The sequence below is a fragment of the Psychromonas saccharinae genome, from assembly GCF_051201515.1.
GTDB lineage: Bacteria > Pseudomonadota > Gammaproteobacteria > Enterobacterales > Psychromonadaceae > Psychromonas.
The window spans coordinates 3,932,277-3,948,135 of record NZ_CP195153.1 but is presented as its reverse complement, the minus strand read 5'-3'; the positions used below and the strand labels follow the sequence as shown (position 1 = coordinate 3,948,135).

Below are 15,859 nucleotides of genomic sequence, written 5' to 3'. Positions count from 1 at the left end.
TTTAGTTTTTATAGTTAATGGGGTTGTCATTAAAAAGAGCTGTGGGACAGAAGTCTCGTTTCCTATTGACTATTACAGCGAGAGCTTGTGTTTAGCTAAGTTTTAGATAGTCGGTCTAAGTTTGGTTTTTGATAGCTATTTGGGGGAATGGCTTTAGTTCTGTGGTTTTTATTGTTTTACTTATTTTCTTTTTTAGAAAAATAAAAACCGCTAATAGCAAATACTTAACGGTTTTTAAATAAAAACAGGAGCCAAATTATTGGCTAAGCTGTAAGACCGCATTTTGTCCACCATCGCACATACCATTGTCAACGTAACTATTTGCGTCTTCTGGCAGGAGTGTGAATTCATGGCCATCTTCAGCAGTTGCTTTATAGATAAACTGAAAATTATCCAGTGTCTCTGTGGAAATATTAGCAGATGCTTTAAATTTTCCATTTTTGAATTTTTTAAATTCAATAGGTTCCCAACTGTTGTGTGATGAAAGTAAAACAATCTGCTGTGCATCTTGTGCATCTTGTTTTTCTATTTCAAATGTTACTTTCACCTGTGGTTTTGATTTTAGATATTGTTTTTTTATCGCCATAATTAACTCCTTATTATGAATGTTTAAATTTACTGCAAACCTCGCTTAAACTCTAGACAAGTTTTAGCTATTTTTTATTAGAGATCAAATTGTTGATTAATAATTGATTGAGTAAAGGATTTTTTAAGATAAAAACCACGTGGCCGAACTTTTATAATGCTGCCATCTTCACCAAAAGCATCGGTTAAGCAGCGTCCATTTGCAGCTTTTGGTCTGAGTTGGATAACTTGGCCGTCTCTAGCGGTAATCGATTCTATTTTACCGAGTGCGACTTTTTCCATTATTTCATTCCAATCCGCTTTTAATAATGCTGCTTGCGTTTCATTGGCGGACCATAAAAAACCACTTCCAACAATACGTTCTCCTAGTGCAATATTTCGCTCTCCTTGCACAGGCACCCATAAAACTCGACTGATTTTATTCCGTACATTAGAATTTTCCCAGGTCATATGATGTGTATTTAAAATAGGAGCAGAGCAAACAAAGGTGGTTTCTAATACTTTCCCATATTGATCAATAGGAATGGTTTTAAGTTCAATGCCAAGATCTTTAAAATCCTGTTCGGGTTTACTGCCTGCAGTTGCACCTAAATGCCATTCAATTAATTGTCCAACCCATCCTTTATTACGACGAAGATCTTTTGCTAAGGTAATGTCTGCTATTTCTGCTAATTCAGCAAGGGAATATCCTGCTATTTGTTCGCAACGTTGTAATAATTCACTCGTGGATTTAGGCGGTTGTATCATGGGTTATCCATATAATGTTGTCGTAAAATTTAGTCTTATTCTGTTTATTCAAGGTTATCCATTGGTTTATCCAAAAACTTGCACAGACTTATCCACTTTTTTGGTGGATAAGTAAATAGAGATAAGGATCTGCCTTAATAAGATCAATTTACTTTCATTTTCCCGTTAAATTAAAAGTATGTTTGTTCAATATTCAATCGACTAAAGGCATTTAAACGTAGATTGATGTTTTTTTAAACAAAGAATATATACACATTAGGTTGTGAATTAATAATGCTGGATCTAATCACAGTTAAATAACTTATTGCCAAACAAAAAAGTCGTAACTGACTGTTATTTAGTAGATAATTGATTTATCTATTCATAGCGAGAAGATCTTATTCAATCCGATAAAGATCCATTCAGCATTAAAGTATTTATTATACACAAACTTATGCACAATTTTCGTGGATATGTGGGTAATTCATTTTCATCTTGATAGTTGAACGACAATTTTGATGTGATCAGTTTGATGGCCTAGGTAATCTATGAAAGAATGCATTTTTAATTAAATTTGTATTTATTAATATTTATCCGTACCGAAATTATTTATCCGGTATTAATATAGATATCTATTTATTAATAAATCTTAACCCTTAAAAGGCTTCTTAGTGATTGATACTGACGGTTACCGACATAATGTAGCTATCATCATCTGTAATAAAAATGGCCAAGTTTTATGGGCAAAACGATTCGGGCAACATTCATGGCAATTTCCTCAAGGGGGAATCAAAGAAGGAGAAACACCTGAACAAGCCATGTATAGAGAGTTGCACGAAGAGGTTGGCCTTAAAAGTGAGCATGTAAAAATACTAGCAAGTAGTCGAAGTTGGCTACGTTATAAATTGCCTAAAAGGTTAGTGCGCTGGGATTCTCCGGAGCCTGTCTGTATTGGTCAAAAACAACGTTGGTTTTTATTGCAATTAACATCTGATGATAAGCATATTGAGTTTAATGCATGCGGTCACCCTGAATTTGATGATTGGCGTTGGGTTACCTATTGGTATCCGGTTCGCCAAGTTGTATCATTTAAGCGTGAAGTTTATCGCAAAGCCTTAAAAGAATTTGCACCGATTGCATTTGCTTTAATGGCAAGCAATTCGGAAAAGAAAAAAAAGAAACGCAGTCGTCGCTCGTCTTCCTATAGAAAGCGATAATCCATTTTATTGTTAAAGGATTTGGTATGTTAAGTCAGTTGCGCCACATTGTAGAGCAGGTTGGAGATGCAAAAAGTTTAACAACTGCAATGAATACATTGGTGAAACATACCCAGTTGATAATGGGAGTCGATTGCTGCTCTATTTATATTACTGACGATCAAAATAAATTACTTAATCTTATTGCAAGTAAAGGTTTGGCCCGTCAATCCGTTGGGCGAACTCACCTTAAATTTGGCGAAGGTATTGTCGGGTTAATTCATGAAAAAGGTGAACCTTTAAATTTAGCAAATATCAGTGAACACCCCCGTTATAAATACCTACCAGATAGTAAAGAAGAGTTTTTTAATTCATTATTAGGCACGCCTATTATTTATAAGCGCCATATTTTAGGTGTGCTAGTGGTTCAACAAAAATCTCCGCGTTTATTTAGTGAATTAGAAGAATCATTTTTAGTTACCTTGGGAATGCACCTCGGCACGTTACTGACTAATTCAGGACTACGTTTAGAATTAGAACAATTACATTGCATGAGCGACTCTATTTATTTGCAAGGCTCTCCTGCTAGCCCTGGTATTGCAATTGCGTATGCATATGTTGTGAAACCTACTTTAACGATTGAAGAAGTGGTGATTGAAAAAAGTGTTTCAAGCAGTAAAGAGCTAGTGATTTTTGAGCAAATTATCAATAAATGTAGTGATGAATTTTCAGCACTCGCGATAACTCTTAAAGAACAACTCTCTCAAGATACTTTTGCACTGTTCGATATTTATTCCCATGTCCTTAAAGATAAGGCGTTTTTAAACGCGATACGTGAACAGATTATTGATCACCAGTTAACATCCTCAAGTGCTGTAAAAGTGGTTGCTGAATCTTATATCAAAAAATTTGATGAGATGAGTAATAGCTACCTTCGCGAACGAGGTGCGGATATACGCGATGTAGCACAACGGTTGCTTTACCATATTACTCAGCAGGTTGAAGAAATTGTTGAGTTGCCAGAACAAGTTATTTTGGTTGCAGCCGAGGTTTCTTTATCGATGATTGCGAGTATTCCCGCTGAAAAATTACAGGGGATTGTTTCAATTTACGGCGGTGTAAATTCCCATGTTGCGATTTTGGCACGTGCGTTAGGTGTTCCTGCGATTATGGGAGCGCAGATATCACTCGATAACGCCCATCAGAAAAATATGATTATCGACGGCTATAGCGGTAGTGCGATTATTTCGCCAGAAAATAACGTATTAATTCACTATCAAATGTTACTTGAGGAAGAGAATGAGTTAAAAAGGATTGTTGAGCCCGGTGAAAGTGAACATGCAGAAACAGTTGATGGGAAAAGAATTTCTATTTTGCTCAATACGGGATTAAGTTCAAGTCAAAATAGTGAAGTGGTTGGGTTGTTTGATGGGATCGGTTTATACCGCAGTGAACTGCCTTTTTTACTGACCAATTCATTTCCGACAGAATTAGAGCAGGGGAACTGTTACAAACGCCTATTAAAACAATATGCACCATTACCCGTTACAATGAGAACATTAGATATAGGGGGTGATAAGCAGTTAAGTTATTTTCCTTTTTTTGAAGATAATCCTTTTCTTGGGTGGCGTGGAATTCGCTTTACCCTTGATCAACCCGAAATTTTTTTGGTACAGATAAGAGCAATGTTAAGGGCTAACCTTAAATATAAAAACTTGCGTATTATGTTGCCGATGATCAGTTCCATTGAAGAAGTTTACGAAGCGAAACGATTAATTCACCAAGCCTGGTTAGAAATAAAATATGAGCTAGGGTTAACACCTGAGACGTTTCCTTTACCTGAGCTCGGGGTAATGGTTGAAATACCCTCGTCCATTTTTATTATTCCACAATTAGCCGCAGAAATAGATTTTGTTTCTATTGGCAGTAACGATCTTATTCAATATTTACTCGCTGTCGATAGGAATAATAGTCGAGTTGCGGCATTGTTCGATAGTTATCATCCTGCTGTTCTACAGGCACTGAAACTTATTATTGATAACTGTAAACGTTATGAGTTAGAAGCCAGTGTATGTGGGGAATTAGCGGGAGATCCGATTGGCGCATTAATGTTAATTGGGCTCGGCTATGAAAAATTAAGTATGAATGCCACCAATATGAGCAAGATAAAATACTTGATTAACACCGTTTCTCGCGAAGAGTTACAGTATTGTGTTGATCAAGCGTTAGTCGCTAATAATGGCCAACAAATTCGTCGTGTATTTAGTGATTATTTAGATGAAAAAGGCTTAGGTGGGTTTATTCGCGCAGGGAAATAATAAATAGCATTGAGCTTCGAGCTACGAGTAATGATAAACTAATAAAAATCGAACTTCGAAGCTCGCGACTCGAAGCTCGCTACTAGTGGCAATAAATTAAGCTTTATCCGTCATATATTCACCTACTGGTGTTACATCATCCTCTACTATTTCAGGATTATCGGAGGCCATACAGGCTGCTGCGGTGAAAATAACATCCGTTGAGCTGTTTAGTGCTGTTTCTGCAGAATCTTGAACTACACCGATAATAAAGCCAATCGCAACGACTTGCATTGCAACTTCATTTGGTACTCCGAATAAGCTACAGGCTAATGGAATAAGTAATAAAGAACCACCTGCAACGCCCGATGCACCACAAGCCGATACCGCTGCCACAACACTTAATAAAATAGCAGTTGCAATATCAAATTGAATACCAAGAGTATGGACTGCTGCCAGTGTTAATACGGTAATAGTAATCGAGGCACCGGCCATATTAATCGTTGCGCCAAGTGGAATAGAGACAGAGTAAGTATCTTTATGAAGATCTAATTCTTCGCATAGTGTCATATTTACTGGAATATTCGCCGCTGAACTTCGTGTAAAGAAAGCGGTCACACCTGATTCTCGTAAACATTTAAACACTAATGGATAGGGATTAGTTTGGGTTTTTACATAAACGATGGCAGGATTCACAACTAGCGCAATAAAGAACATGCAACCTAATAATACAACTAATAAGTGAGAGTAACCCATTAGTGCTTCAAAGCCGGTGTCAGCAAACGTGCTTGTGACTAAACCAAAAATACCAAAGGGTGCAAAACGAATCACTAAATGAACAATTTTAGTCACGCCGTTAGAGATATCATTTAGTACTATTTTTGTTGTTTGGTTTGCGTGATGTAATGCAAATCCTAAACCTGCAGCCCAGGTGAGAATACCAATAAAGTTACCAGTGACTAACGCATTAATTGGGTTATCTATAATTTTAAATAATAAGGTATTTAATACTTCAACAATGCCTTCTGGTGGTGTTGCTTGAATATCGGTTGCACTAAGCACTAGCGTGGTTGGGAAAAAATAGCTGATAATAACGGCGGTTGATGCAGCTAAAAATGTCCCAATTAAGTATAAATGAATAATTGGTTTTAAGTTTGTGTTTGCGCCTTTTCGTTGATTCGCAATGGACGATGCAACCAAAATAAAAACTAAGATTGGTGCAACTGCTTTCAATGCACCAACAAATAGTGCACCAAGAAAAGAGAGCGATTGTGCAGTGCTAGGGAAAACGGAAGCGACAAATATACCAGCAATAATGCCGATGACTATTTGTAAAACCAAGCTACCATTTAAAAAGCGCTGCATGAGTGTGGGGTTAGGATTCATATAATATGCCTATTTATTGAGGTGCATTAAAAATTTGTATTTTCGTTAATGCGTTATATTGAAAGCAGTGATTGATGCCGAATTCATTTAATGAATTGGTCTTATACCGATTGTATTAAATATGTGATCTAAATTTTGAGCAGGAAAAATGATTTAGTTCGAGGCGAAAGTTAATGTAAATGGTTGTTCCCTTTACGAAACTTTCAACAAAGAAATAAATCATTTTAACCAGTAAAATAGATCAGCTAATTACTACGATTGGTATTATTAGTGGCTATTGGTCTTTTGTGTTCGTATCTAATATAGAACGTTAAAGGTCAGTAAGTGCACGCTAATGACAGTGTTCGACTTTCGCTGCTTGGCTAAAAATTTTGTTGCTAATCAGCATAGCGGGGGCATTATAAATCATAAAAAAATTATTTCTTTTAATTAAATCATAAATAACAAAAATTTTATGCTCAGTGCACTTTACTTGTTATATTACCCATCATAAATTTTTCTTGATTAACCTATGAGTAAATAAATGTCTTCTTCACATTTCGTATTACCTTACATTGACCCGATTGCCATTAGTATTGGTCCCTTAGATATCCGTTGGTATGGTTTAATGTATTTAATTGGTTTTGTCTTTGCTTTTTTTATGGCAAACCGCTTCTGTGACCGTTCTAATGGCGTTTGGACTAGAGAGCAAGCCAGTGACTTATTATTCTACGGCTTTCTTGGCGTGATACTCGGTGGGCGTTGTGGTTATGTTTTTTTCTATCAAACGGCAGAGTTTTTAGCTAACCCAATGTATATATTCCGCATTTGGGAGGGGGGAATGTCCTTCCATGGCGGTGTTATTGGGGTTGTGATTGCGATTATTTATTACGCGAAAAAGAATCAACGTTCAATTTTGGCTGTTGGGGATTTTATTGTTCCACTTTTACCCGTTGGACTCGGCGCGGGAAGAATAGGGAATTTTATTAATTCTGAGTTATGGGGCCGAGTAACTGACTCTCCATTTGGTATTATTTTTCATAATGGTGGACCTCTACCTCGTCATCCATCACAGCTCTATGAATTTGCATTAGAAGGTGTGTTGTTATTTGTTATTCTTTGGCTGTTTATTCGCAAGCCAAGACCTAACGGCGCAACAGCGGGTTTGTTTTTATTATCTTACGGCGTATTCCGAATTATTATTGAATTTGCTCGCCAACCCGATGCGCAGCTTGGCTTTTTAAGCTTTGGAATGACCATGGGACAAATTTTATCGGTACCAATGGTTGTAATTGGTGCTGCTTTAATCGCTTTTGCATATCGTGCTAAAAAACAATAAACACACATTTTGGATAAGAAATAAATGAAACAATACCTAGATTTATGCCAGCGTATTATTGATGAAGGTACATGGATTGAAAATGAACGTACTGGAAAGCGTTGTTTAACGGTAATTAATGCAGATTTACAATACGATGTAAAAAATAATCAGTTCCCGATGATTACAACGCGCAAAAGCTACTGGAAATCGGCAATTGCTGAATTTCTTGGTTACATTCGTGGATATGATAATGCCGCAGATTTTCGTGCATTAGGCACCAAAACCTGGGATGCGAATGCAAATCTTAACGATGCGTGGCTAAATAATAAATATCGCCAAGGTACAGACGATATGGGGCGAGTTTATGGTATTCAAGGTCGTTCTTGGGCGAAGCCCGATGGTGGTCATATTGATCAACTTAAAAAAGTCGTTAATAATTTGAAAAACGGTATCGATGACCGTGGCGAAATTATTACCTTCTACAACCCCGGTGAATTTCATATGGGGTGCTTACGTCCTTGCATGCATACTCATACATTTTCGCTCGTTGGTGATACATTGCATCTTACCAGTTATCAACGTTCATGCGATGTGCCATTTTTATAACCCATCTCACAAAATGCACAGTTCGTAATTAAACCTATCTTCTTTTCTTCTTCTTTTTGATTTTATTATGCTATGTTTAATGTGCATAGCACGAAGCTAAATTAAGGTTTTAGCCAATTTAATGCATAGTTCGAGGTTTTATGGATAAGTCAGTCGTAATATCTTCTGGTGAGAAAATTAATACATTAAACTCTGTCGCTCATGAAGATTCTGATGAATATCCAAATACACTTATACTTGCGAAAGGTGTAGCAGTCTTTAATGAGAAAATGGAATTGTTGCCACTCATTTCTGATTTTCTCACTCATTACAGAAATGAGCATAGCGATCAATCTGTAAAAACCTACGCAAACAACTTACGTTATTTAGTTAAGTATCTGACTACGTATGATGAGTACCACATTGGTTCGAAGCGAGATGATTGTTTGTTGACGGTACACGTAACAGAAATTCAGAAGTATTTTGAGTATTGCAGAAGTGGGAAAGGCGATAAAAAGAAACAGTCTACAAGTGGAACAACAATATCAAACAGAGATGCTACTTACGGCAGATTCTTCTCGGAATTTCTATGCAACCCTCCTTCGGGTTACAAACTAATTAGAGAGGAAAATCCTTATGAGAATGGTAGTTTAGCTGGTGCAGCTAAAGAATCGCTAATTAAGCCTGCACTTTTTTTAGATGTTGAAGCTTTGATTCGTGTTGCCAATCATGAAAGAGAAAAGAGTCTAATTCAATTTATGTATGACTCAGGTGTTCGTAGGGCCGAAGTCAAAGATATATGTCAAGATAGCATTTTGCAGTTATCTAGAGAATCTCGAAAGAGCATTATCGTGGATAAAGATACATTTCAAATACCTAGCGAATATGTCGCAATGGAAATTAAAGGCAACAAAGGACGAGGAAGGGAACCTAAATTTCGAGAAACTGTTGTTTCAAAAGAATCGATTAATAGAGTCCAAAGATATCACTCAAGCATTGAGTATAAGAAACTCAAAAGAAAGTGGGGTGATACTCCTGTTCCCGCATTCTTAAATAAAGATGGTAACCCTTACACAGCAAAGGCCGTCAGTGCTCTATTCAAAAGGTTGTCCAATAGAGCGTTAAAACTTGGATTAATCAAAGCTCAGCTATCACCACACAAAATCCGGCATGGTTTTGGCGCGATGCTTCTAAATTCTGATGATTTTGGCAAGACAGACTTAGATAGACTTTTGCTTTTGCAGCAGTGCCTTGGTCATAGCTCATTAGATACAACACAAAAGTACACAAAAATACCTTTCGGGGTCTGGGAAAAATTTGTAGATCGCAATGGTGTAGAACTCAAAAGATATCTGTTGATGAAAAAACTAACGGATAGAACCAGAGTGAAGAAAGGAATGGTGAAATGAAATATGGAGAATACAGAAGGCGTCTACTGAATTGGTGGCAATCATTGACGGATGAGCAAAAAATGGTGCTCCCAACCTCAAACAACACAATTAACCTGCGTGAGCTCTTTAGTGATGCGCCGATAAGCTATTACTCAATACGCAGAAACCTAAAAGAAGATGTTAATAAGATAGATGCAGAACTTAAGGCATTAGGTGTTTTGTCCGATGTTGATGCATACAGAGAACGTTTGCTTAATTGGTGGCAGTTGTTGACGGATGATCAAAAAAAGGGACTCCCAACCATAAACAATACCATCGACTTGCGAGAGCTATTTGATGGAGTACCTTTAAGCTATGGCTCGATACGTCAATACTTGCAAGAAGATATCAAGAAGATAGAAGTAGAGCTTAAAGCATTAGATGTTTTATCCGATGTTGAAGGATACAAAGAGCGTCTGCTTAATTGGTGGCGACCGTTGACGGATGAACAAAAAAAGGAGCTCCCAACCGTAAAAAACACCATCGACTTGCGTGATTTATTTGATGGAGCGCCGATAGGTCATGGTGTAATACGTCAATATTTGAAAGAAGAGATCGTAAAGATAGACGCTGAACTTAGGGCGTTAGGTGCTTTCTTCAATGTTGAAATATGTAGAAAGCGGCTGCTTAATTGGTGGAAGGCATTGACGGGTGAACAAAAAAAGGTACTTCCAACAGTAAACAATACCATTGACTTGCGTGATCTCTTTAGTGATGCGCCGATAAGCTATTACACAATACGTAAAAACCTCAAAGAAGATATCAAGAAAATAGATGCAGAGCTTAAGGCATTAGGTGTTTTATCCGATGTTGAAGCATACAGAGATCGTTTGATTAATTGGTGGGGGACGTTGACGGATGAACAAAAAAAAACGCTCCCAATTGTAAGCAACACCATAGACTTGCGTGATTTATTTGATGGAGTACCTTTAGCATATGCTTCGATACGTCAATACCTGAAAGAAGACATCAAGAAGATAGATGCAGAGCTTAAGGCATTAGGTGTTTTATCCGATGTTGAAGCATACAGGGGATGTCTGATTAATTGGTGGCAGTCGTTGACAGATGCTCAAAAGAAGTTGGTCCCAACTACGAATAACACAATTGATTTTAGTGATCTATTTAGTGATGCGCCGATGAGCTATTATACAATACGCAAAAACTTAAAAAAAGATGTAAAGAAGATAGATACAGAGCTTAAATCATTAAATGTTTTATTTGATTGTGAAACATACAGAAGGCTTCTTCTCAATTACTGGCAGTCTTTAACGGATGAACAAAAGAAGGCTGTCCCAACCCAAAAAAACACAATTAACTTGCGCTTTCTATTTAGTAAAGCACCGGTAAGCTATCCCGAAGTACGCAAACACTTAAAAGAAGATATTGAGAAGATAGTTGCAGAGCTAAAGACGTTAGGTGTTTTACTCAATGTTGATGAAGAGGTGGTTGCTAGATTGATGTGTGACTTTATCTCTGAATGCAAAGCTAATCCAGATTTATTATGGGATATTGAGTTAACATCTCATATGGTCTTACACTCAAATGTGGTCGCTGGAGATCCTGACAAGTACTTTGAGAAATTTGGGCTTGTTTCTAAAGCATACTTAATGAAAAAGTTTTCATGTTCGTCCAAAAGTCTTGATAAACCTGCTTTACTTGAGCTTAGAAAACAACTTAACCAATTGTTGTTGGATTATGGAATCACACTTCCATATAGTCAAATCAAAGGCAGTAGTCATGCACTCGGTTATGATCTTAATAATCGAAGAATTTTCCTTCAATGGAAAAATAGATTAACGGATGAAGAAAAGTTGGCTCTTCCAATGCTTGGAAATGCCATTAAGCAAGAAGCATTCAGTGACGTAATTCCAATCGAGCAGGGAGCAACGAAACGCCCATTACTAAAAACTGAATATCGACGTTTTTCAAGAGAGGTTGCTGAACTCAAAGGCATCAGCATCAATTACAAAACAGTTAAAGAACGCGAAGCAATACGCAAAGAAAAGGCTTTAAACAAAGAAGAAAGTAAGCATTTGATATTTATCAGGTTGCGGGATAAAAGACTGGTTTCCGTTGATGACTTTGGATCTAAAAAGGGAAACTACGAGGATGTGCAACATGCCTTTGCAGTTGGATCTTTAAAGGCTACATCAAAATCAGGAATTATTAATTACTATATCGGATATAAGCATTATTGTGACTTCTTAGAAAGTAAAAAAGTCTCGCCTGAAAGCAGTTATAAAGCGTGTTTTAACTCATGGTCTCTGAGAGATTTTAAAGAGTATTTAGGCTATAAAATTGCAGAAGCTACTATGTCAACATCATCTGCAACCACAATATTATCGACTCTGCGAATGACGTTGAATAAATTGGAAAAAATTCAAAAATTCGAATTTAGTTATTACCCTGCCGATGGATTTGAAATCGTCAGAAAGTCCATCGCATATAAGCCATACTCGCCCAATGAACGAAAGCAAATTAATAAAATGCTAGAGCAGGAAATGGTGCTAATTAAAAAGAAACTAGCCCCATACCAGAAATTAGATAGAGAGAATGCAGATCTTGATGATCCAAAGATCCAAGCAAGGATTATTTTTGAAGATGATTGTAATTGTATACCTACCTATAATGGTCATAGAGCTGCAGGAAGTCGAACAAAAGGACAGAATAAACTTATTAACTTTATTTCTTCACGAAGGTTTTCTTTAGTTGGATTGTACGATGAATGGGGGGTGTTAACTCGAAAAGTGATAGGTAGTGAAATCGGTGTGTATATATTAAAAATGGCACAGGTCTTAGGTATGAATTTAAATTCTATTATTGACCTTGAATTAGATGATTACCAAGAGCGCCACCCACTCTCGAACAAGCCTTGCTTAACTTACTGGAAAGAACGTTCAACAGGGGAGAAAATGTTACATCTAGACTTATTTTATGCGGATCTGCAATGGCTGACAGTAAGCCAGAAACACTTTGTTGAAACTGTGTTTGATGAAGTTATTCAATTGACTTCAGAGGTAAGAAAATATGCGCCAAATGAAATATCAAATAGGCTTTTTATAACATTTTACACTAAAGTCCTTACGGTAACCGAAATCACTATGTCTCGACTCTACTCTGAACTAATCGAGAAATATCAGTTAAAAGATGATGATGGTGATCCGTTGAGCCTCACTACAACCAGATTCAGACCCACCCTCGTGAGTGAGTTAATTGAAGCTGGCGTATCAATAAGAGAAATTCAATATATGTTAGGACACTCTTCCATTTATACGACGATAGGCTACATTGATAGACTAGAATTTGATAGAGTCATAAGAGATAAAGCAAGAAAGGCAATAGAATACATTTATAGTAACGCTGTTTACTTAAGAGAACAGAGGGTTAGTAAGAAACAATCTCGTAGATTTGATGAAAATAAGATCATCATGAAAACCCCTTTAGGTGGCTGCAAAAACATATTTGATCCACCCGACTTTATTAAACAATCATCTTTGTACGTTAAAGGAAAACCTTGTTCTCAATACAACAAGTGCCTATCTTGTGAAAATGTTATGTTGACAGAGAAGCATCTTCCAGAACTATTTTCGATGCAAAGAGACTATTTGATATCATTAGAAAGTGGTACCGTTATTAACACACCCTACCATGTAGTTGTGTTAGAAAATATATCACTGCTTGACGATATATTGAACCCCGAAACCTCGGAGTTTGAAGAAGATATTTTGATGCAAGCAAAAGAAGACTCGTTATTTATTGAAACTACTATATTGGATAGCTGGGGACGTTAATAATGGAACAACAAAATGTAGAACACTTGGATAAAATAAATCAATATTGGCAAGAGGTTTTTTCCAATCTATTAATTTTGAACAATATTAATAATGATGAAGTTAGTGATGAGGTTATACCATATATCGCACAACTTGCTCTTTTACCAGTATCCAAGAAGAGTATTTTTAGCGATATGCTGTGGGATTATGATTGGGAGAGTAGAAATCGAGCTGCTTCAGTCACATTAAAATCCGTTCAGCTTGATTTTGTCAAATATCAGTACATACCACTTGGTGTGATAACCGAAATTAAGTGCCTATTTTTAACAGTTAAAGCATCCCCAAAAGATTTTTTTCATAGAAAAAATGAAATAAAACCTCAGACTTTGATTGCCGTATTCCAACCTGGACTGGTATTTTTGAATTTTGTTTTTTCTGAAATGGAGAGACGACTTGGCAAGAAGTATATACAAGATCAGTGCAGTAAACTCTCTGGAATCACCTTGCTGGATTTTGAAGAGGCGGCAAAAAAGACCACGTTGAAAATATCAAGCGAGAAAAGAACACAAAATTGCTATAAAACTTTTTTTGGCTACTTAAATACTAATAAAGTAAAAGATGAAATCGGTATCGTATGTAACGCCGATTATGGTGCAATAAAAAAAGTGTATGAGGAAAATTATAAGAAGACTAACCATAAGAAGAATAATAATAAGAAAAAAAAGAAGTTATCCTATCTTGAAACGAAAGAGTTCGATTTAGCTCTCAAGAAAGCTTCATTTAATGTAGTGAGTTTCTTAAAAGCTATTGGTGAAGAAGTGAATGATCCTGTTATGGCTAAACACTACCAGACGCTAGCCATAAAGTATGAAGAGTTCCCATACTTAAAAGAAGAATTCGAGGACTATGGCGCTTATCGTTTAAATCGTAAAGGATACTCTCTGGCAGATATCAACACTATCTTTCCTGATAATCAAATAGCAAAATTTGATTTCGGTGTAGAGCCAACTAATGCAATGGTAGATACAAAATATCGGAAAAAATTTAACCATACCGAATCTCTCCGAATTGCAATTAATAAAGCGTTTTATTCGGCGCTATGGGTTATCGGTTCTCTTATGGGAGCAAGACCAAATGTGTATTCGGCTTTGAAGATTGATGGCTGTTTGAATCTGAAAGACAGCACTATAACCTCTGAAGAGCACAAAGGGCGAGATAATCGTTGGAATTTGTTTGATGATTGTTGGGTAGCGATACCAATCATTATTGATGCAATAAAAGTAGTTGAGTTGATAGGTGGTAAGGTGTTTCAGAACACATATGTGTTTGGAAATGTTTTTACATTAAATCCAGGTGAAATAAACACACCTTTGGTAACCCTTTCTATGATTATTCAAAATGGCTTTCAGGCTTTCACGGGACGATCTCCTGATGATATTAACAGTAAATTAAATGGGTATGTATTCAGACATAGTCTAGCGCACCAAATGTATCGAGCAGATGTCGGTTTACCAGTTATTTCTTACCAACTTAAACATATAGTATCGATAACAGATGCGCTTGCACGTAAAGGTAAAGTTAGTCAAACAACACTCGGGTATGGGGGGATAGCGAATCAATTAACTACTCTTGATAGTAAGTTGTTAAATTTAAGGCATATTGCTGAATTAGAATCGGTGAAAGCCAACTTTGATCCTCACGGGAAATACATGGGGGGAAAAGCCGAGGAACACCTTTCTAAGATCAAAAAATTCTTTAATGGCTGCATGGAAGCGGGCTACACAGAAGAAGAAATATACGAGGCAATGGTTAATCAAGGATTAGCGATCATCAATGTAGGTAGTGGTTATTGCTTCGGTGGGGTAGAAGATTTTGATAAGGCCTTGCCATGCATCGGTAGTTTGAGGTGCAATCCTGTTCGTTGTCACAATGCCGTAGTAACCAAAGCGAATGCACCAAAATGGCGAGAAATATACCTTTCTAATTTAAAATTTGTTGGTGCTGAGGGATACGAAGATAGACAAAATCAGATTAGTGAAGTTATAGAAGAATCGAAAAGGGTTTTAGAATATTTGGGCGAGGAACTGATGTGATGGCTGAATATGATCAAAAGAATCAAGAGCAGTACGATGAAAACACAGATAAAATTTGGTCTGCGTTGGATGCTATTAGGCGAGATGATAAGCTAAAGGCAACTAAAGCTCAAGTGGCTGCGTTAACTGGACTTCATCGTAATACTCTGGGTGGAAAAGGAGCGAGAGATTGGGTTGGTATTGAGCTTGATATCTTAAAAAAGCACAGACAAGAAGATTCAAAGCGCAACAAAATCACAAAAAAACAACAAGAAGATAACTTGCAGGGGTTACTCGATCAGTCAAAGCTAGAGATTTTACATTGGTTCACTAAATACTCGGAATCAAAAAGAGAGTTCGATAAATTAAAAATGCGTTCTAAACGTGATTATGAAAGTCTTGAATGGTACAAAGTAGCTTTCGAAAAAGAGCGGAAAGCCAAAAAAACGCTTGAGGAGAGGATTGAGATATTGGATAGTTTATTAAATGCGTAGTCAGTGAATAATGGG

At 36.8% G+C, this 15,859-nt stretch carries 10 protein-coding genes and 1 pseudogene; 8 read left to right on the top strand and 3 right to left on the bottom strand.

The window, feature by feature from the left end; translation table 11 throughout:
- Positions 1-256 precede the first annotated feature (256 nt).
- A complete protein-coding gene (locus tag ACR30L_RS17645; RefSeq protein ID WP_435235544.1) occupies positions 257-586 on the bottom strand; it encodes a hypothetical protein in 330 nt (109 codons plus the stop codon).
- Positions 587-663: 77 nt separating this feature from the next.
- A complete protein-coding gene (gene mutH / locus ACR30L_RS17640) occupies positions 664-1,332 on the bottom strand; it encodes a DNA mismatch repair endonuclease MutH (protein WP_435235543.1) in 669 nt (222 codons plus the stop codon).
- Positions 1,333-1,982: 650 nt separating this feature from the next.
- Here mutH and rppH point away from each other — a divergent pair.
- Positions 1,983-2,528 carry an RNA pyrophosphohydrolase gene (rppH, locus tag ACR30L_RS17635; protein WP_435235542.1) on the top strand — a complete coding sequence of 182 codons (546 nt, stop codon included), beginning with the start codon at positions 1,983-1,985 and terminating at the stop codon, positions 2,526-2,528.
- Positions 2,529-2,554: 26 nt separating this feature from the next.
- On the top strand, positions 2,555-4,825 hold the full coding sequence (gene ptsP / locus ACR30L_RS17630) for a phosphoenolpyruvate--protein phosphotransferase (RefSeq protein WP_435235541.1): 2,271 nt from the start codon (positions 2,555-2,557) through the stop codon (positions 4,823-4,825).
- 96 nt (positions 4,826-4,921) lie between these two features.
- Here ptsP and sstT read toward each other — a convergent pair whose 3' ends face one another.
- The gene (gene sstT, locus ACR30L_RS17625) at positions 4,922-6,190 is read right to left on the bottom strand and encodes a serine/threonine transporter SstT (protein WP_435235540.1); all 1,269 of its coding nucleotides are present in this window, start codon (positions 6,188-6,190) and stop codon (positions 4,922-4,924) included.
- A 523-nt stretch (positions 6,191-6,713) separates the two neighbouring features.
- On the opposite strand from sstT, the gene lgt reads away from it, so the two are divergent.
- The 6 genes and pseudogenes from lgt to ACR30L_RS17595 all read left to right on the top strand — a co-directional run bounded on the left by lgt (position 6,714) and on the right by ACR30L_RS17595 (position 15,844).
- On the top strand, positions 6,714-7,508 hold the full coding sequence (gene lgt, locus ACR30L_RS17620) for a prolipoprotein diacylglyceryl transferase (RefSeq protein WP_435235539.1): 795 nt from the start codon (positions 6,714-6,716) through the stop codon (positions 7,506-7,508).
- A 24-nt stretch (positions 7,509-7,532) separates the two neighbouring features.
- Positions 7,533-8,087: pseudogene (locus ACR30L_RS17615) on the top strand (thymidylate synthase); the annotation flags it as partial.
- A gap of 149 nt (positions 8,088-8,236) precedes the next feature.
- A complete protein-coding gene (locus ACR30L_RS17610) occupies positions 8,237-9,484 on the top strand; it encodes a tyrosine-type recombinase/integrase (protein WP_435235538.1) in 1,248 nt (415 codons plus the stop codon).
- Positions 9,481-13,296 (top strand): tyrosine-type recombinase/integrase, encoded by a 3,816-nt coding sequence (locus ACR30L_RS17605; RefSeq protein WP_435235537.1) that lies wholly within the window; start codon positions 9,481-9,483, stop codon positions 13,294-13,296. The genes ACR30L_RS17610 and ACR30L_RS17605 overlap by 4 nt, the downstream gene beginning before the upstream one ends.
- Before the next feature lie 2 nt (positions 13,297-13,298).
- On the top strand, positions 13,299-15,371 hold the full coding sequence (locus ACR30L_RS17600; protein ID WP_435235536.1) for a hypothetical protein: 2,073 nt from the start codon (positions 13,299-13,301) through the stop codon (positions 15,369-15,371).
- A complete protein-coding gene (locus ACR30L_RS17595) occupies positions 15,371-15,844 on the top strand; it encodes a hypothetical protein (RefSeq protein WP_435235535.1) in 474 nt (157 codons plus the stop codon). Before ACR30L_RS17600 ends, ACR30L_RS17595 begins: the two co-directional genes overlap by 1 nt.
- Positions 15,845-15,859: the final 15 nt, after the last annotated feature.